Source organism: Caulobacter sp. 602-1, assembly GCF_003931565.1.
In the GTDB taxonomy this organism is placed as follows: Bacteria; Pseudomonadota; Alphaproteobacteria; order Caulobacterales; family Caulobacteraceae; genus Caulobacter.
Window position 1 is genome coordinate 490,741 of the sequence record NZ_RRYI01000004.1, and the last position, 20,840, is coordinate 511,580.

Here is a 20,840-nt window from a genome sequence, read left to right on the forward strand (position 1 = left end):
CGCGTGACGCAAGCCGATGCCGCCCCCTCCGACGACAAGCCAGAGGTCGCGACAAAAAAGGCGTCGCCATGGTGGAACGTGCTGGGCGGCGCCCTGTCGGTTGGCCTGGTCGTGGCCATCGTTCTCCAGCTGGACGACGCGACCTCGGACGTCCTGAAGACGATCAACCGGCTTCCGCTCCTTGTTTGGCCGGTCTTGGTGCTGCTCTACCTGACGCAGCCGATCTGTGATTTCGCGGTTTTCCGGCGGCTCTGGAACCTGCCCCTGGCGGGCTTCGAGGCTCTGTTGCGCAAGACCGTGATCAACGAGGTCGTGCTCGGTTACAGCGGCGAGGCCTATCTCTACGTCTGGGCGCGGCGCGCGGTCGGCGCCGCCGCGCCTTTCGGCGCCATCAAGGACGTCAACATCGTCTCGGCGCTGCTCGGCAATCTCCTGACCCTGGCGCTGGCGGCGATCAGCGCCACCCGGCTCCAGGATCTCGACTTCGCCCAGCGGCTGGGGCCCGCGATGTGGTCTGGGCTCATTCCCGTGGCGATCTCGGTCGGCCTTCTGGTCTTCGGGCGCCGGGTGTTCTCGCTGCGCCTGGGGCAACTGGCCTATGTCGCCGTCGCGCACGCGTTTCGGCTCGTGGCGTCGACGGCCCTGATCGTTCTGATCTGGAGGATCGCGTTGCCGGACGTCGCTCCAGGCCTGTGGCTGGTCGTGCTGGCGATCCGCTATCTCGTTTCACGCCTCCCGCTGATCTCGAACAAGGATCTGGTGTTCGGAAACCTGATGCTTCTGCTGCTGGGCGCGCAGTCCTCGGTGGCGGTGTTGCTGGCGGCGCTGGCGCTCATGACGCTTGGCCTGCACTTGGCGGTGATCATCGGGCTTTTCGCTGTCGATCTGGTCCGTGGTGTCGCGCGCGGACCCACGACGAGCGCCTGACCGCGCCCAGCCGCGCGAACGCGAGGCGGCTAGGTCTTCCCCGACAGGATCGCGCCCAGCGACGGGGCCAGGGCCGATCCCAAGGCGCAAGCCGCGGGATGCTCTTCGCGCAACTTGGCGCGTTGGAAGAGCATCAGCTTGCGCCGGATGGTCGGCGCGGTCAGAGGGATGAGCCTGATCTTGTCCGTGTCGTAGCCTCGCGCGTAGAGCCAGGGGATGACGCCCAGGGCCATGCCGGCGCCGACCAGCCCGAACAGCGAGCCGACCTGATCCACGCGGAAACGCTGGGAGGGCGAGAGGTTGTTCTGGCGCATGGCCGCCGAACTCAGCTCGCCGATGCTGCCGCCGGTGAAGTGGACGATCTCGTCGCCTTCCAGGGCGCTCCAGGGCAGGACGTCATGCGAGGCGAGGGGGTGGTCGACCGGCGCGGCCAGCATCATCTCGTCCTCGGTGATCAGGCTGGCCTCGACATCGTCCTCGACCCGCCCCAGCACGCCGACGACGAGGTCCAGCGCGCCGGACCGCAAGTCGGCCATCAGGCTGTCGTTCTTGCCGTCGCGCAGGTGGAAGCAGATGTCGGGGCGCTCCTGACCCAGGCGCGCGATGGCTTCGGCCGCGGCCGGCACCACCGAGGGAATGACGCCGACGCGCACGACCGCCCGGCCGCGCGTGGCCACGTCGGTCATGTCGACGAAGGCGTTCTCGGCGGTGGTCAGCAGGCGGCGAGCATGGGGCAGGAAGGCCGCGCCCGCCTCGGTCAGGGCGACATGGTGGGTGCTGCGGTCGAACAGGCGCAGGCCCATATGGTCCTCGACCTGTCGGATCGCGGCGCTCAGCGCGGGCTGCGACACCATCATCCGCTCGGCGGCGCGGCTGAAGTTCGCCGACTCGGCCAGGGCCGTGAAGAACCTCAGTTGGCGGAGCGAAATGGCCTGGGTGCGGGCCGCGGGACGGGGGAGCGTAGCGGTCGATGAAGGCGGCACGGCGGATTTCCAGCAAGACTGGATCGCGCCTCCGGGTTGGTTATAAGCGCGATCGATAGCGAGATAATTACAAAGAATTTCCCTTTCTAAGGGGGCTCGCTAGCGTTCCCTCATCGCGCTTCCACCCAGCAGTATAAATAGAGGGCAGGGAAGATCGAAGTCGTGCTCAGGGGAGCGCGAATTTTGATCATCTCTACTTATCGGGGTGAACAACAATAAAGAGAAAATGCTGGGAGGGCTGTCGGCGGAGCGCGCCAACAACCAAGGGGGTTCTTCGATGTCGTCCTTTCCCGGTCTCGCGTTCGACGCGATCCACATCCGCCGCAAGCGCGCGTCGTGGCTTGGACTAGCCTCCACCGCCGTGCTGGCCGCCGTGGCCTGCGGTTCCGTCGCCAGCGCTCAGGAAGCGTCGTCCGATCAGGTCGAGGCGATCGTCGTCACCGGCTCGCGCATCAAGAGCCCCGACGCCACCAGCGTCAGCCCGGTCAGCACGATCGGTGACAAGGAAATCGCCCGACGCGGCGTCGTGCGCGTCGAGGACCTGATCAACACCCTGCCGCAGGCCTTTGCGGACCAAGGCAGCGGCAACCGCGGCGGCACGGTCGGCGCCAGCGGCACGGCCACCATCAACCTGCGCAACCTCGGCAACCAGCGGACCCTCGTCCTGATCGACGGGCGTCGCCTTATGCAGGGCGATCCGGCCCGCTCGGCGGCCCAGGCGGCCGACATCAACAACATCCCGGCGGCTCTGATCCAGCGCATCGACGTGGTCACGGGCGGCGCCTCGGCCGTCTACGGCTCGGACGCCCTGGCCGGTGTCGTCAACTTCATGCTCAAGCGCGACTTCGACGGCGTGCAGGTGGACGCACAGGGCGGCCTTTACATGCACTCGAACGGCAATCGGATCGCCTCGGCGGCGCGGGCGGCCGGCCAGTTGCCGGCCTTCGGCCGCAGCTTCGACGGCGAGCAGCAGAGCTATTCGATCACCGCGGGCAAGAACTTCGCCGAGGGGCGCGGCAATGTCACCGGCTTCTTCAGCTACAAGCACATCTCCGGCGTCGGCACCAAGGATCGGGACTTCTCGACCTGTAACCTGTCGGCCACGGCGACTGGTTATGCCTGCTCGCTGTCCAGCGCCACCTATCCGGTGCAGTTCCAGCTGACCAACCCGACCACGGGCGCGACCCGCGGCAGCTACGCCCTGGAAGGCAATACGCTGCGCACCTATCGCAGCACGGACGGCTTCAACAACGGCAACACCTACGACCTGCAATCGCCCGACAAGCGCTACAACGCCGACCTGTTCGCCCGCTACCGGTTCTCCGACAAGGTCGAGGCCTATGGCGAGCTGATGTACATGCGCGACGAGGCCGACATTAAACTGTCGCCCACCGCCGTGTTCACGGTCTCCGAGAAGATCAACTGCAACAATCCGCTGATGTCGGCTCAGGAAAAGAACCTGATCTGCACCTCGGTCGGCCTGACCGACGCGCAGAGCGCCAATGTCATCGTCTCGCAGCGCAACGCCCTGGGCGGCTCGCGTCACGACTACACGAACCACACCTCTTATCGCGGCGTGGCGGGCCTGCGCGGCGACCTCTCCTCGCACTGGCGCTATGACGTCTACGCCCAGTACGGCCGCACCGACTACAGCTCGCGCCTGACCGGCGACTACTCGTTGGCCAAGTTCGCCAAGGCTCTGCGCGCGGTGACCAACAGCAGCGGCCAGATCGTCTGCGAATCCGTGGTCAACGGGACCGATCCGTCGTGCGTGCCGATCAACCTGTTCCAGGCCGACGGCATCACGCCCGCGGCGCTGAACTACGTGCAGAACGTCGTCCACCGGGATGGCTACACCGAGGAGAGCATCCTCAGCGGCTCTTTGACCGGCGACCTGGGCGTGACCAGCCCGCTGGCCTCCTATCCGATCGGGGTGGCCATCGGCGCCGAATACCGCAAGGAAAAGATCAGCTTCCAGCCCGACAGCTTCTACAGCAGCCGCGACGTGGCCGGGAACTCGGGCGGTGAATTCCCGATCGCCGGTTCGTTCGACGTCAAGGAAGTCTATGGCGAGATCCGGATCCCGCTGGTCGAGAACAAGCCGTTCTTCAAGAGCCTGTCGGTCGAGGGCGGCGTCCGCTATTCCGACTATAGCACCGCTGGCGACACCTGGGCCTACAAGGGCGGCGGCGAGTGGGCCCCGATCAGCGACGTGCGCCTGCGCGCCAGCTATCAGCGCGCCGTTCGGGCCCCCAACCTGGTCGAGCTGTTCGGTCCCCAGCGGGTCGTGACGGCCGCGATCAGCGACCCCTGCGAAGGCGCGACGCCCAAGGCGACCGCCGCCCAATGCGCGCTGTCCGGTGTGACTGCGCTGCAGTACGGCTCGATCGCTCCGGCGGCCGGCCAGCAGTCGGGCGCGATGGTCGGAGGCAATCCGAACCTGGATCCCGAGACCTCGAACACCAAGTCGTTCGGCGTCCAGTTCACCCCGCGTTTCGTGCAGGGCCTGAGCCTCTCGATCGACTATTTCGACATCGACGTGAAGAAGCTGATCACCACGGTGCCGGCCAGCATCGAGCTGAACCAGTGCATCAATTCCGGCGTCTCGTGCGAACTGATCAAGCGTAACCCCGCCACCGGCTCGCTGGTGACCAGCGGCTATGTCGTCACCACCAGCATCAACGCCGGCTACCTGAAGACCAAGGGCCTGGATTTCGCGGCCAGCTACGCCCACGATCTGCCGGAACTGTTTGGCGCGAACCTGGGCCGTCTGGGCCTGAACTTCGCGGGCACCAGGACCGACAAGTACGAGGTCCAGATTCTGCCGGGCCTGGCGCCGTACCGTTGCGACGGCTATTTCGGCGTCACCTGCGGTCAGCCGATCCCGGAATGGCGTCACCGCCTGGTGGCCGACTGGACCCTGCCCAGCGGCGTCAACCTGTCGACCACGTGGCGCTATATCGGCGGTACGAAGAACGACAAGTCGAGCACCTCGATCTACCTGACCGGGACCTACCAGCCCTACGACCTGAAGATGCCCAGCGTCAGCTATGTCGACTTCGCGGCTTCGGCCAATGTCACCGAGAAGGTCACCCTGCGCCTGGGCGTCAACAACGCCTTCGACAAGGATCCGCCTGTGACCGCCAGCACGGGCGGCCAGACCTCGAACGGCGCCTTCTTTGCGGGGATGTACGACTCGCTGGGTCGCTACATCTTCGTCGGCGCCACCGCCCGCTTCTGATCAAGTCCCTTTTCGATCCAGACGGGGGAGGGGCGTTCTTCCTCCCGCGTCCAGGCCAAGGATCTCCCATGCTGCCCTGTCGCTTCTCCCCTTATTTGCGCCACGCAGCCCTTGGCCTGGCGGCGCTGCTCGCGAGCCAGTCGCTCGCGAGCAGCGCGCTCGCCCAGACCACGTCGCCGGCCGCCGCCAGGGACAAGGTCGCGATCTTCTTCGACAACGATTTTCTCGGTCCGGGCCAGAGCAACATCCAGTCGCTGATCCCGCTGCTGCGCGACGATCGGGTCAAGCTGCTGGGCATCGGCGTCGTCACGGGCGACGCCTGGCTGAAGGAGGAAGCCGCTCACGCCTTGCGCTTCCTCGAAATCGCCAAGCGTCCCGAGCCTCCCGTCCACCTGGGGGCGCAGATGCCGCTGATCCGCACCCAGGTCGAGATGGCCAACTGGGAGGCGCGCTACGGCAAGGTGCCGTTCAAGGGCGCCTGGAGCACGCCGCGTCCGGGCCGCACCTACCATCCCCAGGATCCCGACCTGATCCCGCCGATGCCGGAGGGAGAGCCGAAGCTCAAGGCCTCCGAGGAGGACGCCGTCCACGCCCTGATCCGCAACGTCCGCGCTCATCCGGGCGAGGTGACGATCGTCAGCGCCGGCCCGTTGACCAATATCGCCCTGGCGCTGCGCATCGCGCCCGACATCGCGACCCTGGCCAAGGAGATCGTCATCGAGCCGGGCAAGCTGGACACCGCCGTGGCGCGGGTGACCGGCAATACCGACTACGCCACCGACTTCAACTTCATCTTCGACCCCGAGGCGGCGCATATCGTGCTGACCGCGCCGTGGAAGAAGATCACCGTGATGGGAAACGTCACCGCCGCCGCCAAGGCGACGCAGGAAGTGGTCGACCGTATCGGCGCGGCCGGCACGCCGGTGGCGACCTACGTCAAGACCTACGCCCGGATCGGCCAGCCTCTGTGGGACGAGATCACCGTCGCCGTGGCCATCGACCGTTCGCTGGTCACCGAGGAACTGGTGGCGCGCATGGACGTCGACACCTTCGCCGGGCCCTCCTATGGCCAGCCCGTCGTGTGGAAGTCGGACATGGCGCCGAACGCCGGCGAGCGTGAAGTCCACATCGTGCGGGCCATCGACGTGCCGCGCTTCCTTGAGACCTTCGTGGCGCAGGCCTCCAAATGACCAGGCTGCATACGCTGCTAGATCGCCGTTTCGCTCTGAGCGCGCGCGAGACCACGATCGGCCGCGAGATGATGGCGGGCCTGACCAGCTTCCTGGCGGCCGCCTATCTGATCGTCGTGATCCCGTCGCTGCTGTCGACGGGCGGCATGGATCGGGGCGCGGCCACCACGGCGGCGATCCTGGTGATGGCCTTGGGCAGCATCGCCATGGGCGTCTACGCCAACCTGCCCTTCATCGTCGGACCCGGGATCGGCGGTTCGGTGATCCTGGGCGTGACCCTGGCGCACACCGAGCATGTCCCCCTGGCCACCGGTCTGGCCATCGCCATGACTTCCGGCGTGCTGTTCCTGGTTCTGACCCTGACCGGTGCGCGCGAGCTGGTGGTCAAGATGATCCCGCCCCAGATCAAGCTCGGCCTGGGCGCGTCGATTGGCCTGTTCATCGCCATGCTGGGCTGCCGCGACGCGGGCATGGTGGCGGTCAACGCCAAGACCATGGCCCTGAAGCTGGGCGATTTCTCCCAGCCCGGACCGGTGGTGGCCCTGATCGGCCTGGCCGTCGCCCTGGCCCTGCAAGCCCGCAAGATCCCTGGCGCGGTGCTGGCCGGCATCGCCGCCGCCGCCCTCGCGGGCATTCCTTTGGGCCTGACCAAGCTGCCGCCCAGCCTGTTTTCGTTGCCGCATGGCCTTGGACCGGTGGCCCTGCAGGTCGACTTCGCGGGGGCGTTCAGCCTGGCGGCTCTGCCCTATGTCTTCGCCTTCTTCGCGGGCGAGTTCTTCTCGACCCTGGGCACGACCCTGGCGATCGGCGCCAAGGCCGGACTGACCGACGCGCAGGGCAATCTGCCAGGGATCGAGCGGCCATTCCTGGTCGACTCCCTCGCCGCCGCAGTTGGGCCGCTGATCGGCATTCCCGCGGGCACCGCCCTGGTCGAGTCGGCCGCGGGCGTCGAGGCCGGCGGCCGCACGGGCCTGACGCCGGTCACCGCCGCGGCGCTATTCCTGGGCGCCCTGTGCCTGCTGCCGCTGGCCATGGCCATCCCCAAGCAGGCCACCGCCCCGGCCCTGATCCTGATCGGCGTCTCGATGCTGGGCACGATCCGCCACCTGCGCGGCGAAGACGTCACGGACCTTTTCCCCGCCATCGCCATGGTGCTGCTGACCCTGATCTCCAACAGTTTCGGCACGGGCATCGCCGGCGGTCTGCTGGTCCATGTCATCGTCCAGGTGCTGGCTGGCAAGGCCCGCGAGATCCCGCTCGGCCTGTTCATTCTGGCCATTCCGCTCGGCTACTACTTCTACACGGCCGCCACGCACTGATGACCGACACCACCGCATCCATCGGAGCCGTCCCGGCCTCCACGCTGGGACGCCGGACGACCGACGTCCAGCGCGCCGTCTTCCGCGCCATCCCCAAGGTCGAGTTGCACTGCCACCTGCTGGGTTCAGTGCGGCGCAAGACCTTCACGGACATGGTCCGTCGAAGGGGCGCGCCGATCACCGAGGCCGAGATCGCCGCGTTCTACGAGCGCGGGTCCAAGCCGGTCGGCGTGCTGCGCGTGCTGCGGGCGCTGGAGCGTCACCTGCTGCTGGAACCCGACGACTTCCGCCGGATCACCTACGAGTACCTCCAGGACGCGGCGGCCGAGGGCGTGCGTCACGCCGAGTTCTTCTGGAACCCGACCGCGACGGTTCGCGATACGGGCCTGGCCTACCGCGAGGCCCAGGCCGGGATCCTGGCGGGCGTCCGCGAGGCGCGGGCGGATGTCGGCGTCAGCGGGCTGCTCATCCCCAGCATCGATCGCGAAGCCGAGGCTTCCAGCGCGCTCGAGATGGTCGAACTTATGCTCGGCTGCCGCGATCCCGCCGTACCCGGCATCGGCATCGACTATCGCGAGAACGACCGCCCGCCCGAGCTCTTCCATGAGGCCTACGCCCTGGCGCGTCGCCATGGCCTGAAGGCCACAGCCCATGCGGGCGAGTTCGGCATGCCCTGGACCAACGTCCAGACGGCCGTCGAGAGGCTGAAGGTCGATCGGATCGACCACGGCTACACCATCGTCGACAACCCGGATCTGGCCCGGCGCTATGCCGAGCGGGGCCTGGTGTTCACCATCGTGCCGACCAACTCCTACTATCTGCGCACGCTGGAGCCCGAGTGCTGGGCGATCGATCATCCGATCCGCGCCATGTCCGCCCTGGGGCTGAAGTTGCACCCCAACACCGACGACCCGACCTTGCACAACGTCACGCCCGGCGGCGCCTGGGAGCTGATGCACAGCCATCTCGGCTACGACATGGCCGACCTTCGCGCGATGATGCTGAACGGCGTGGACGGTTCCTGGACCGATGACGACCAGAAGGCCGAATGGCGCGCGCGCTGGCCGGCCGAGTTCGACGCCCTGGTCGCGACGACAAGCTGGCCCGGTCCGGCGGTCTTCCCCCAGTGAGCAGGCCTCAGTGAGCGGGCTGACGACGGCGATCATTCGGCGGAGCCGCGCGGCGGCGGCCGATGTTCCGTCCGCCACGCTCGACATGGCGCGACTCTGCGTCCTCGACTGGTTCGGCCTGGCGATCGGGGGGGGCGGGGAACCTGCGACGCGGTTGATCCGCCAGGTCGTGGAGGCTGAAGGCGCTGCTCCCGTGGCCTCGGTGGTAGGCTTGGGGAGTGGGTTCAGCGCTCGTCAGGCGGCCCTGGTCAATGGGGTGGCCGGACACGCGCTGGACTATGACGATGTCAATCTGGCGATGCGCGTCCACCCGACGGCGGTGATCCTGCCCGGATTGCTGGCCCTGGCCGAGGCCGAGGGCCTGTCGGGACGCGCGGTGATCGAGGCCTTCGTCGCCGGCTACGAAGCCGCCGGCATGATCGGGACCCTGATCAGCGCCAGCCACTATGCGCGGGGCTTTCACGCGACCGGGACGATCGGCGCGTTCGGCGCGGCGGCGGCCTGCGCCCATCTGCTGGGCCTCGACGAAGAGGAGACGGCGCGGGCCTATGGCCTGGCCGGCTCTCAGGCGGCGGGGCTGAAGGCGCAGTTCGGCACCATGGCCAAGCCGCTGCACGCGGGGCGAGCCGCCGAGGCCGGCGTGATGGCGGCGCTGTGGGCGCGCGCGGGCGTGAGCGCTCGCGCCGACATCCTGGAGCATCCGCGCGGCTTCGCCGCCACCCAGAGCGACGGCCCGCTGGCGGAGGAACCGCGCTGGGACGGCTACGCCTTGGACAACAACCTCTTCAAGCACCACGCCGCCTGTTTCGGCGCGCACGGGACCCTGGAGGCGGTTGGAGTCCTGCGTCGCGAGGGCTTGGCACCCGAGGCCGTTCGCGCGATCTGCCTGAAGGTCGACGCCGGGGCCGACGCCATGTGCAACATCGCCGAACCGCGGACGGGGCTGGAGGCCAAGTTCAGCCTGCGCCTCAACGCGGCCCTGGCCCTGCACGGCGTCGATACCTCGGATGTCGCCGCCTATGCGGACTCCGTCGTTCAGCGCGCCGATCTGCAGGCTGTTCGGGCCATCACCGAGGTTGAGCTGGCGCCGGCGGGATGGCCCGAGGATGTCACCGAGGTCAGCATCGAGACCCTCGACGGCCGGAGGTTCGTGGCGCGTCACGACGTCTCCAGACCCGCCGGCGATCTGAACGTCCTGAGAGGGAGGTTGCGGACAAAGTTCCTGAATCTGGTCGAGCCTCGCCTTGGAGCGGCGCATTCCAAGGACCTGATGAGCCGCGTAGAGACCCTGGCGTCGACGGAGGATCTCGTCGGGTTGCTCGCGGCCGCATGCGGCGGCGACGGCGCCTAGCTGATGGGGGGCTGTCGCCGCGTGCGGCTGGCTTCGAAGACGTCGAGATAGGCGTTTGCCACCGGGGTGATCCGGTAGGCCTGAACCGCGGCGATCAGGGCGGAGGGCTCGGGCGGGGCGGCGGCCAGTTCGGCTTCGAGCGCCCTGGCGAGGCCGTCCACATCGCCCGCTGCCGCAACGCGCCCGCGCCCGGGCGTGTCCAGGAGGTCCCACACCGCTGGCGTGCAGTCCGTGGCGACGACAGGACGGCCGCGCCCCAGGGCCTCGACGATGACCGCGCCGAAGCCCTCGTGCCAGGAACTGAGCAGCAGGAGCCGCGCGCGATCGAGCCAGGGTGCGATGTCCGGCGCGTAGCCGGCGAGGGTCACGCGCTCCCGGACGCCGAGGCTCTCGGCCAGCGCTTCCAGGTCCGCCCGCAGCGGCCCGTCGCCGATGAAGGCCAGGCGGGCTTCGGCATCGGCGATCCTGGCGAAGGCCTTCAGGGCGATGTCATAACCCTTTTCCGGCGCCAGGCGCCCCGCCGCGACGATCAGCTTGCCGGAGGCGATCTTCGCCGGATGGAGGGTGTCGTCGAGCGCGGGCAGGGGGATCGCGGTGGCGATGCGGCGGCCCAACAATCTATCCGTCTCGGGCACGGTCCGAGGCGACAGCGTCACCATCGCGTCGACATCCCGCAGGCGGCGGCGCGCGCCGGCCTCGAACATCCGTTGTTTCAAGCCCTTGCGGCCATGTTTGAAGATCGGGGAGCTGACCTGGGCGACGATGGCCGGACGGTCGTCGCCCAGGCTCTTGGCCACGGAGCGGCAGACCGACCAGTGGAAGTTCCCGGGCGCGAACAGCACGTCGGCGGGATGGCGGCGCAAATGCTCGGCCACCGCGCGGCCCAGTCGGATGCGGGAGCCGAAGCCGCGTGGGATCGGCGGGGCGCACTCGACCAACTCCACGGCCTCCGACACCAAACCTGCCTGGGCGCCTGTCGCCGAGCCGCACAGTAAGGTGACCTGATGACCCACCTTGGCCCAGGCGTCGGTCAGGCGCAGGGCGACGCGCTCGGTGCCGCCCAGGGGCAGGTCGTGCAGCACGACGAGGATTTTCATGCCAGGCGTTTCAAGCGCTGGACGATCGCCGCGCCGCGGGCCGCGAACTGTTCGGCCCCGAACCGCGCCTCGATCCGGCCCCGGGCGGCCTGACCCATGGACCCCAGGCGCTCCGGATTCGATAGCGCTTCAGCCAGAGCGGCGGCCAGCGCGGCGGGATCGCGCGGCGGAACGAGGAAACCCGTCTCGCCGTCCACGATACTGTAGGGGAGCTCGCCGACCGCCGAGGCCAGCACCGGCAAGCCGGCCTGCATCGCTTCGTGGGCCGCGACGCACAGGCCCTCCGAGCGCGAGGGCTGCAGATAGAGATGCAAGGTCGCCAGGAAGCTCCGCGGGTCCTGGCTGAAACCGACGAACCGGACATTGTCGAGACTGGCTTCCGCCTTCTGGGCCTCGAGCCGCTCCAGCTCGCCGCCATCGCCAGCGATCAGCACCTCGAACGGCGTGGCGGGCGCGAAGCCCTGAGCCTTCAACTGGGCCAGAGCCTCGAGCAGGACGTCATAGCCTTTCACGGGGTGCAGTCTGCCCAGCGCGCCGAGCCGCAGGGTCTGGCCCGGGCGCCACGGCTTGGCCTGGGGCGCGTCGGCGTCCATAGAGAAGATCGGCCAGCAGACCAGCTTGTCCGGATCGGGGGCGATCCGTTCGGCGGTCAGGGCGGTGACGCTTTCTGAATCGCCGATCCACAGGGCCGACGCCGCGCGCCGCCAGCGCAGCAGGGCGCGGTTGGCGGGCTTGAGAAAGGCGGCGTGCTGCCAGCTGACCACCGGCTTGCCCAGCCAGCCGCCGACGATCTGGCCCATCAGGGTGGCGCGGGTCAGGGAGGTCCAGACCACATCGGGCTTCCAGGCCTTCAGCTCGGCGTGGAGCCAGCGAAGGGCGGCGATCTGCTGCTTTTCGCTGGCCGGACAGACGCGTACGTCCAAGCCGGCGGCCTCCATGGCGACGGCGCCTCGGCCGTCGCGGCGGCTGAGCGCGAACACCGCGACCTCCGCGCCTTCGTCGCGCAGCACCCGGGCGATGGCGGGAACAGGCGATTGAGCGCCGCCGCCTTCGACGGAGTTGATCACATAGGCGATACGCATGTCAGGCGGCCATACTACGCGGTTTGGGGCGTGCTCGCGGACGGACGAGCCTGGGTGGCCAACGCCGCGGCCAGCAGCGCCATGGTCAGCACCGCCTGCGCGACGATGCAAGGACCGATCGCGCCCTGGCCCCAGTCGGGCAGGGCGATCGACAACAGGGCGACCAGGCTGAAACTGCCCATCAGATTCATGGTGGCCGACAGGCCGGGACGACCGAGGGCGGTCAGGGCCGCGCTCAGCGGCGGGGCGCAGAGCAGCAGGGTGCGGGCGATGGCCAGCCAAAGCATCAGCCCGCCGGCTGCGGCGAACCCATCACCGCCCATCAGCCGGGCGAACGTGTCTCCGAACAGGCCGAAAAGGACGCAGACCGGGATCGCGATAGCCATGGTCACGCCGCTGGCGCGGGCGATCGTCGAGATGACCAGCGCCGTCTCCCCCCTGGCGGCCAGCTTGGCCAATTCGGCGTAGGCCGCCTGGCCAAGGCTCTGGGCGGGTTGGGCGATCACGGTGGTGGCGCGCTGGGCGATGGCGAAGAGGCCGGCGGCGGCCGGGCCGCCCAGCCAGCCGATGGCCAGCGGCGTCACGCGCGCAGCCAGTTCAGCCAAGGTCACATCGGCGTTGGCGCCCAGCATGAAGCGGACAATGCCGGGGTTCTCGGCGCGCACGCCGCGGGGATCTGCAGCCAGGGCAAGCCCGCGTAGCGACCGAGGCATGACGGCGAAGGCCATGATCCACATCACGGCCCATTCCAGCACGGCCGCGGCCAGCCAGGCCCAAAGGAAACCGACCAGCCCCCAGCCGCCAATCCAGACGACGACGGCGCCAATCAGGCGCACGACGGGCGGAACCAGGCTGTGGACGCCCAGCAGGCCGAAGCGTCCAATGACCTGCAGATAGCCAGCGGCCGTGGCGCGCACGGTGGCCAGCACCGCCAGGCTGTAGGGCAGACTCAGTTCGATGGCGCGCGCCGACCAGCCGAGCTTGGCGCCGATCCACGGCGCGAGCAGCGCCGAGATCACGACGGCGACGACACCGCAGGCCAGCTCCAACGCGGCGGCGCATTTGAGCAGGCGGGCAAGCCTTCGCTCGTCTCCGGCCAGCAGGGCCTGGGCGCCATAGCGCACCACCGCGTGCCAGCCCGGGAACTCGATGACGCCGCCGACGGCGAGCACATAGGTGTGGACCAGAACCAGAATGCCGTAGTCCTTCGGGCCCAGGGCGTGGGCGGCCAGGGCGATATAGACGAGGCTGATGATCCCGGCCCCGGCCTTGCCGCTCAGGAGACGCAAGGTGTTGCCGAAGATGCCGCGCAGCGCGCCGCGATCCTCAGCCATTCGCGACACGGACGAACTCGGCGATCGGCTGGAGCAAAGGCGCGGTCAGGCCCGCGAACGCCGCCACGGCCCGCGCCGCGCGACGGGCCGAGGGCTCCTCGGTCAGGTCGAAGCTGTTCTCGAACTGCTCGCGCTGGACATGGCAGTAGCCGGCGGCGTGGTCGGTCGAGGCTGTTTCGAGCGCGCTGCCCAACTGATCCACGCCGTTGATCACGCGGCCCATCTTCCAGTGTCCGAAGTTCTTGTCGTTCTGCCAGTCATGGCCCTGCGGGTTCAGGAAGATGCAGGGACGCGAGCGCAGCAGGAACTCGTAGACCTGGCTGCTGGCGTCGCCAAGATAGATGTCGGCGGCCTGGGTGTAGGTCATGGTCGTCGAGGCGCGGCTGCCCAGGTCGATATGGATGTTCGGCGCGTTCAGGTGTCGCGCCGCCAGGCGACCGGGCCGGTCGATGCGTAGCTTGTCGACGCTGATCGTGAACGGGCGCTCGAACAGCATGACGTGCGGCGCGAAGATCAGTTGGTATTCGGGGTGGTCGACGAACCAGTCCAGGACCTCGCGGCCGACGGTGAACCACGACGACAGGTGCGGCGAGACGTGGGGGTTGTACAGCACCAGCGGACGACCGTCGTTCGGCAGCGGCCGCGTGGGGGTGGCCGAGGCCAGGTCGAATTTCGGATAGCCGACCACCGAGATCGCCTCGGGACTCACGCCGGTGTCGCTGACCAGTCGCTCGCGGATCTTCGGACCCGAAACCAGCACATGGTCGAAGAGGGCGCTGGCGGGGTCGAAGCCGACCGCCCGGTCCCCCGCGCCGTGACGCGTGTGGACGATCCTGAGGTTGTCCAGACCGAACTTGGTCTTGAGGATCAGCGAGGTCTTCTCGGCGACCACCAGCACGTCCACCGAGCGGAAGAAGTCGAGATTGTCGCGGTAGAACAGCAGCTTGCCGGCGGGGAGCAATCGCTCCAGCAACTGGTTCGCAAGCTGGCTGGACCGGCGTGTCAGGCCCAGTTCCACGACGGGCAGGCCGGCCCGGCCTCCGCTCAATCGCGTCACTTCGGCCGTCAGTCGGGCGTTCGACGTCGCGATGATGATCTCGGCGTCGAGATTGGCGTCCAGCATCGCCAGGGCGATCGGCAGGCTGTGCGCCACCTGATGGACTTGGTCGTGATTGAAGAGGAAACAAATCCGCATACCAGTCTGACGACACCGATCGAGCGGAGCCGTACTGGTTCGTGAAAAAAGCGCGACCGTGACGCCGCGCCGCGCGGCGGGACGTCAGGCGGAGCGCCCAGCCTTCGCCCCGCGCGCGCGGATCTTGCGGGCGATGTCGATCGCCAGGCCACGTGGCGAGACCTTCTGTTGCTTGGCGTCGAACAGGGTCACGGGCCCGCAGGCGGCCAGGGTATGGCGTCCGCCCGTATAGCGGCCGGCGTCGACGGGGGGCTTGAGGATCGCCGTCGCCTCGGCCTCGAAGCGGTTGGGGGTCAGGACGTTGACGACGAGCAGGCGCAGGTCGCCGCCGTAGGTGCGGGTGCAGTCCTGAACCGGCAGATGAAGGCGATTTTCGTGGATGAAGGGCGTGCCGCCCGGTCGGCTGCTGGCCAGATCGATCCGCACCGGATTGCCCGGATGGGGCGTCCAGGGGCCTTCGAGGCGATCGGCGTGCGCCAGGTGCATCTTGCCCTGCTTGTCACGCTGCGCGCCGTCCGGCGAATAGGCGCACCACCAGCGTCCCTCCCACTGGAAGAAGGTCGGGTCTATGGCGGGGGTGTCGAAGGCGATCTTCGCCACTGGCTCCCAGACGTCCGGGAAGCGCTCGGCGCGATAGAGGGTGAAGGTCCCCGATCGAAAGGCCTCCGGCGTCATCCAGGTCTCGCCGTCGGCCTCGAACACGACGGGATAGGAGAGGTGCCAGGGCTCGCGGATCACCGTCTCGCGGCGGACCGGCCGATAGTCGGAGTCCAGCTCAAGATAGTCGATGACGCCATGCCGCGTGCGGTAGTCGTAGGCCTCGGCGAACAGGTGTATCCGGCCGTCGCGCCACAGGCCGAACGGGTCCGCCAGAAATCTGTAGGACGGCTCCTCCGGTAGCCAACGCACGGGGGCGGCGTGCAGGCCCCCAGCCGCGGCGACGGCCTGGATGGAACTCTCGATCACGCCGACGCGCCAGATATCCGCGAATAGGGGCATGGCTCTGCGCTAGCGCGAGGGCGCCCCTATTGGCAAGCGCGGGCTTAGCGTCCGGCGGACCGCAGGCCTTGAGCCAGGGACTGTGCGGCGATGGCGGCTTGGGTGCGATTGTGGACGTTGAGCTTGCGCATCAGCGCGGTCATGTGCGCCTTCACCGTGGCCTCGGCGATGCCGAGATCGTGGGCGATCTGCTTGTTCAGCAGCCCCAGATTGACGCCCTCAAGGACCTTCATCTGGGTCGGCGTCAAAGCGCCCAGCCCGGTCTCGAAGCCTTGGTCCGCGCCGCGGATGTCCATCGTGGTCATGCGTCAACCCCTCTGTCTCGTCCCGGCGCCTCCGTGTTCGGAGGCGCGGCGACCGGCTTCTCGCTGCCGCTGTGAGTCGGCTGGGCCCGGTTCGCTGATTTCGGATGTTAGCGTTATCTGTTGGACCAATTCAAGCGATTTTAGAAATGTGAGCGTGAACATCGCGTCGGTGTCGTTATATCTCCGAAATCTGTCATACAGGTTTTTGGGTGGCGCACGGTTGCGGAGCGTGGGGGTTGGCCTCGCGACGCGAATGGCCCGATGGTGGCGTCAACGAAGGGGAGAGCGATGAGCGAAGGCCGCCTGGCTGATCGGGCCTATACGGGCATCGTCGAGATGATCAACAGCGATGGCCTGGAGGTTGGCGACCGCCTGCCGTCCGAGGCGCGGCTGGCCGAGATGTTCGGCATGTCGCGCACCGTCGTGCGCGAGGCCCTGGTGCGCCTCGCCGCCGACAGCATCACCGAGGCGCGGCGCGGGGCGGGCTCGTTCATCAAGAACCGGCCGTCGGACAAGCTGAGCGCCTACATGCCGCTGTCCGAGCTGCCGTCGACCATGGGCAGCTACGAGGTGCGCTTCGTGCTGGAAGCCGAGGCCGCGCGGCTGGCGGCGGTGCGACGCTCGGCGGAGGAAATGGTGGCGATCGAGGCGGCGCTATCGAGGCTGCGCACCGCCTTGATGTCGAGCGCGCCGGCCCACGCGGAGGATATGGCGCTGCATCGCGAGATCGTGCTGGCGACCGCCAACCCGGCCTTCCTGGCCGCCTTCGAGGCGCTGGAGGCCGATGTCGACCGCATCATGCGCGCCGGCGTCGACATCTCGCGGTCAAGGCCGCCGGAAGCGATCGCCGAGATGATGCGCGAGCACGAGATGATCGTGGAAGCGATCCGAGCGCAGGACGGCGACGGCGCCGCTCTGGCCATGCGCTGGCATCTATCCAGGGGGCGGAAGCGGCTCATGCCCTAGGCGCGTGGCGCTGGCTGGCCGAGCGATGGTCTCGAGCCAGGTCTGCGCCAGGTCCCGCAGACGCTCGGGCGAGGCGGCGGCGTCGAGCGTGAGGATGGCCTCGTCGCTGTCCGGACGCTCCAGGGTGGCCAACTGGCTGTTCAATAGGCTGGCCGGCATATAGTGGCCCGCGCGCTGGGTGAGGCGGCGCATGAGTTCGTCTGGTTGTGCGTCAAGAAAGACGAACCGCGTGGGCGCCCCTATGGCCTCGCGCAGTCGCTCGCGATAGCTGCGTTTCAGCGCCGAGCAGGCCGCCACGACGCCGCCCTGCGTTGTCAGGGACTCCCCGGTGGCCGCGCCCAGTCGATCGAGCCATGGCCAGCGGTCGTCGTCAGCCAGGGGCTGGCCCGCACGCATCTTGGCGACGGCGCCGCTGTCGTGAAACTCGTCGCCTTCCAGGAACGGGCAGTCCAGCGCGCCGGCCAGCAGGGCGCCCAGGGTCGACTTTCCGCAACCGCTGACGCCCATGACGACGACGGCGAAACTGGTGGAGCGTGCTGGGCGCGATGGCGGCAAGCGGAGTCCTCGACCGGAAGGTGTCGGAGATCGACACGTCGAGGTTGGGGTTCTAGCGGCGTGTCGACGAGCCGTAACTACGACCATGGTCGCGGTGGGCGCCCACGCTGACCGCTCTATCACTAGTCCCAAAGTAGATTTGGGGAGCAGCATGAGAGCGATCCTGTTGTCGGCGATCCTGGTGGCTGCGTGCCCCGTCGTGGCGGAAGCCGCGGCTTCGAATTCGTATCTGCCCAAGGCGCCTGACGATCCTCGGGCGATCACGGTCAAGGGTGTCGGGGACGGCAAGGCCGACGACACCGACGCCGTCCAGAAGGCCATCGACGCCGCCCGAGACGGCGCGGGTCATGGCCTGGTCTTCCTGCCGTCGGGTCGCTATCGCATCAGCCGAAGCCTGCTGGTGCCGCCGGGCGTTCGCGTCTTCGGCGTGGGCGCGACCCGGCCTGTGTTCGTGCTGGGCGCCAACACGCCAGGCTTCCAGGACGGCGTGGGCACGATGGTCGTGTTCACCGGCGGCGACCAGTACCAGGTCGGCGACATCCCCGTGCCGGTGCCGACCGTGCGGCCCGCCACCGCCAAGGTGCGCGACGCCAATTCCGGCACCTTCTATTCGTCGATGAGCAATGTCGACATCGAGATCGGCGACGGCAATCCGGCCGCGGCCGGGGTTCGCTTCCGGATGGCCCAGCACGCCTTCCTCAGCCACATGGACTTCCGCCTGGGCTCGGGTTTCGCGGGCGTGTACCAGGCCGGCAACATCATGGAGGACGTCCACTTCCACGGCGGCCGCTATGGCATCGTCACCGAGAAGACCTCGCCCGCCTGGCAGTTCACCCTGGTGGACTCCACCTTCGACGGCCAGCGCGACGCGGCGATCCGCGAGCACGAGGTCGACCTGACCCTGGTCAATGTCGCGATCAAGAATACGCCGGTCGGGATCGAGATCGATCGCGGCTACAGCGACAGCCTGTGGGGCAAGAACGTCCGGTTCGAGAACGTCTCCAAGGCCGGCGTGGTCATCTCCGCCGAGGACAACGTCTTCACCCAGGTTGGCTTCGACAACGCGGTGGCCTCCAACACCCCGGTGTTCGCGCGCTTCCGCGACAGCGGCAAGACGGTGACGGGCAAGGGCAAGGTCTATCGGGTCGCCAACTTCACCTACGGCCTGACCCTGCCGGGCCTGGGCCAAGTGGGCGAGTACAAGACGATCTCCGACATCGCGCCGCTCAAGGCGCTGCCCAACGCCGGCGCGCCGGCGCTGCGTTCCACGCCCCCGATCGGCGAGTGGACCAACGTCAAGACGCTGGGCGTCAAGGGGGATGGCGCGACGGACGACACCGTCGCCCTGCAGAAGGCGATCGACAGCCATCGCGTGCTCTATCTGCCGATCGGCTTCTACATGGTCAGCGACACCCTGAAGCTCAAAGCCGACACCGTGCTGATCGGCCTGCACCCAGCCCTGACCCAGTTGGTCATTCCGGATGGCAATTCCCGTCACGCCGGCGTCGGGGCGGTGAAGCCGATCCTGGAGACGCCGAAGGGGGGCGACAACATCCTGTCCGGCATCGGGCTGTTCACAGGCCGCATCAACCCGCGCGCCTCGGCGCTGCTGTGGCGGTCGGGCGAAAAATCGCTGGTCACGGACGTCAAGATCATGGGCGGCGGCGGCACGCCCACCGCCGACGGCAAGCCGCTGGGCGCGGCCCAGGCCCGCAGCGGCGATCCCGTGGCCGACGGTCGCTGGGACGCTCAGTACCCCAGCATCTGGGTGACCGACGGTGGCGGCGGGACCTTCGCCAATGTCTGGAGCCCGAACACCTTCGCCTCCGCGGGGTTCTACATCAGCGACACCAAGACGCCGGGCCACATCTACGAGGTTTCGGTCGAGCACCACGTGCGCAACGAGTTCGTGCTCGACAATGTCGAGAACTGGGAATTCCTGGCGCCTCAGACCGAGCAGGAGGTCGGTGACGGCCCCGATGCGGTGTCTCTGGAGATCCGCAACTCCAAGAACATCCTGTTCGCCAACTATCACGGCTACCGGGTCACGCGCTCGTACCATCCGGCCGAGACGGCGGTGAAGCTGTTCAACTCGACCGACATCCGCTTCCGCAATGTCCACATCAACGCCGAGAGCGGCGTGGCCCTTTGCGACACAATAGGCTGCGGCACCTACCTGCGGGCCAGCAAGTATCCGTTCGAGAACGCCATCCAGGACAAGACCCGCAAGCTGGAGGTGCGCGAGCGCGAGTTCGCGGTGCTGGATGTGAAGGATGACCAGCCGGCGCCGCCTCCAGCCAATCCGAACGTCAAGAAGCTGGAGACCGGCTTCTGGTCGATCTCGGGCGCGACGGTCGGCGTGGACGGGGCGCTCTATTTCGTCGAGAAGCGCTTCCAGCGGATCTATCGCTGGACGGCGGCCAAGGGCCTGGAGATCGTCCGCGACAGCTCGCTGGACCCGACCAACCTGGCCGTCGACCGTTCGGGCAACCTGCTGGTGGTGTCATCGCTGGGGCCGCAAGGCGCGGTCTATTCGATCGATCCGAACGGCCCCAAGGACCAGATGACGATGATCGCGCCGACGGCCGTCTCCTCGCGCGCCGGGACCAAGACGCTGCTGCCGGTCAACTGGTGGAACAATGGCGAATTCCGCGACCAGTACGACCCGGCCAAGGGCGAGTTCACGACCCTGGCCGAAATGTTCGCCCGCGACGTCGGGACACCCAAGGCCCAGGAATACGTCTCGCCCGACGGCAGCGTGGCGCTTCCGGCCTTCCGGGTTTGGCAACAAGGCCCGCCGGACCATGTCGGCTGGCGCTGGGCAGACAGCCTGCAGACCCACGGCCTGATCGGCGGCGCGGTCGGCGAACGATTGTTCTTCACCAACGGCTCGGAGAACAAGACCTATAGCGGCCAGGTGGGGCCCGGCGGGACCCTGACCGACCTGAAGGTGTTCGCCAATCGCGGCGGCGAGAGCGTCGCGGTGGACGGCCAGGGCCGGGTGTTCGTCGCCAACGGTCAGATCTTCCAGTACGGCGCCGATGGCCAGCCGGCCGGTCGCATCGACGTGCCCGAGCGGCCGCTGCAACTGATCTTCGGCGGGGAGGGCGGCAAGACGCTATTCGTCCTGACCCACCATTCGCTCTACGCTGTGAACCCGTAGGTC

At 68.1% G+C, this 20,840-nt stretch carries 15 protein-coding genes and 1 pseudogene; 8 read left to right on the top strand and 8 right to left on the bottom strand.

Annotated features, from left to right (window positions below; translation table 11 throughout):
• Positions 1-3 precede the first annotated feature (3 nt).
• Positions 4-927 (top strand): hypothetical protein, encoded by a 924-nt coding sequence (locus EIK80_RS14830; RefSeq protein ID WP_199743487.1) that lies wholly within the window; start codon positions 4-6, stop codon positions 925-927.
• A gap of 29 nt (positions 928-956) precedes the next feature.
• Here the strand turns inward: EIK80_RS14830 and EIK80_RS14835 are convergent, their stop codons facing one another.
• A complete protein-coding gene (locus EIK80_RS14835) occupies positions 957-1,910 on the bottom strand; it encodes a LysR family transcriptional regulator (RefSeq protein WP_125157766.1) in 954 nt (317 codons plus the stop codon).
• 277 nt (positions 1,911-2,187) lie between these two features.
• Between EIK80_RS14835 and EIK80_RS14840 the strand changes: the two genes are divergently transcribed.
• The 5 genes from EIK80_RS14840 (at position 2,188) to EIK80_RS14860 (ending at position 10,141) form a co-directional block, all read left to right on the top strand.
• Entirely contained in the window at positions 2,188-5,151 is a 2,964-nt protein-coding gene (locus EIK80_RS14840) for a TonB-dependent receptor (RefSeq protein ID WP_125157767.1), read from the top strand.
• A 68-nt stretch (positions 5,152-5,219) separates the two neighbouring features.
• Positions 5,220-6,341: a nucleoside hydrolase gene (locus EIK80_RS14845; RefSeq protein ID WP_125157768.1), complete on the top strand. Its 1,122-nt coding sequence runs from the start codon at positions 5,220-5,222 to the stop codon at positions 6,339-6,341.
• Complete coding sequence (locus EIK80_RS14850; protein WP_125157769.1) at positions 6,338-7,660, top strand: NCS2 family permease; 1,323 nt, start codon at positions 6,338-6,340, stop codon at positions 7,658-7,660. Before EIK80_RS14845 ends, EIK80_RS14850 begins: the two co-directional genes overlap by 4 nt.
• Positions 7,660-8,790: an adenosine deaminase gene (gene add / locus EIK80_RS14855; RefSeq protein WP_125157770.1), complete on the top strand. Its 1,131-nt coding sequence runs from the start codon at positions 7,660-7,662 to the stop codon at positions 8,788-8,790. Before EIK80_RS14850 ends, add begins: the two co-directional genes overlap by 1 nt.
• 10 nt (positions 8,791-8,800) lie before the next feature.
• Entirely contained in the window at positions 8,801-10,141 is a 1,341-nt protein-coding gene (locus EIK80_RS14860) for an MmgE/PrpD family protein (protein WP_158624702.1), read from the top strand.
• Here the strand turns inward: EIK80_RS14860 and EIK80_RS14865 are convergent.
• From EIK80_RS14865 to EIK80_RS14890, 6 genes and pseudogenes are all read right to left on the bottom strand, one after another.
• Entirely contained in the window at positions 10,138-11,238 is a 1,101-nt protein-coding gene (locus tag EIK80_RS14865) for a glycosyltransferase (RefSeq protein ID WP_125157772.1), read from the bottom strand. The two genes, EIK80_RS14860 and EIK80_RS14865, sit on opposite strands and share 4 nt — an antisense overlap.
• Positions 11,235-12,320 carry a glycosyltransferase gene (locus tag EIK80_RS14870; RefSeq protein WP_125157773.1) on the bottom strand — a complete coding sequence of 362 codons (1,086 nt, stop codon included), beginning with the start codon at positions 12,318-12,320 and terminating at the stop codon, positions 11,235-11,237. Before EIK80_RS14870 ends, EIK80_RS14865 begins: the two co-directional genes overlap by 4 nt.
• Before the next feature lie 14 nt (positions 12,321-12,334).
• On the bottom strand, positions 12,335-13,654 hold the full coding sequence (locus EIK80_RS14875) for a lipopolysaccharide biosynthesis protein (protein WP_125157774.1): 1,320 nt from the start codon (positions 13,652-13,654) through the stop codon (positions 12,335-12,337).
• Positions 13,647-14,849, bottom strand: a complete 1,203-nt coding sequence (locus EIK80_RS14880) for a hypothetical protein (RefSeq protein WP_125157775.1) — start codon at positions 14,847-14,849, stop codon at positions 13,647-13,649. Before EIK80_RS14880 ends, EIK80_RS14875 begins: the two co-directional genes overlap by 8 nt.
• 84 nt (positions 14,850-14,933) lie before the next feature.
• On the bottom strand, positions 14,934-15,848 hold the full coding sequence (locus tag EIK80_RS14885) for a formyl transferase (RefSeq protein ID WP_125157776.1): 915 nt from the start codon (positions 15,846-15,848) through the stop codon (positions 14,934-14,936).
• Between the two features lie 44 nt (positions 15,849-15,892).
• Positions 15,893-16,105 (bottom strand): annotated as a pseudogene (locus EIK80_RS14890) (response regulator transcription factor); the annotation flags it as partial.
• A gap of 336 nt (positions 16,106-16,441) precedes the next feature.
• On the opposite strand from EIK80_RS14890, the gene EIK80_RS14895 reads away from it, so the two are divergent.
• Positions 16,442-17,119 (top strand): FadR/GntR family transcriptional regulator, encoded by a 678-nt coding sequence (locus tag EIK80_RS14895; protein WP_125157778.1) that lies wholly within the window; start codon positions 16,442-16,444, stop codon positions 17,117-17,119.
• On the opposite strand, the gene EIK80_RS14900 is transcribed toward EIK80_RS14895, so the two are convergent.
• Positions 17,087-17,674, bottom strand: coding sequence for a gluconokinase (locus EIK80_RS14900; RefSeq protein ID WP_233586651.1), 588 nt, complete (start codon positions 17,672-17,674; stop codon positions 17,087-17,089). The genes EIK80_RS14895 and EIK80_RS14900 overlap by 33 nt on opposite strands.
• 151 nt (positions 17,675-17,825) lie before the next feature.
• Between EIK80_RS14900 and EIK80_RS14905 the strand changes: the two genes are divergently transcribed.
• Positions 17,826-20,837, top strand: coding sequence for a glycosyl hydrolase family 28-related protein (locus tag EIK80_RS14905; protein ID WP_125157779.1), 3,012 nt, complete (start codon positions 17,826-17,828; stop codon positions 20,835-20,837).
• The last annotated feature ends 3 nt before the right edge of the window (positions 20,838-20,840 follow it).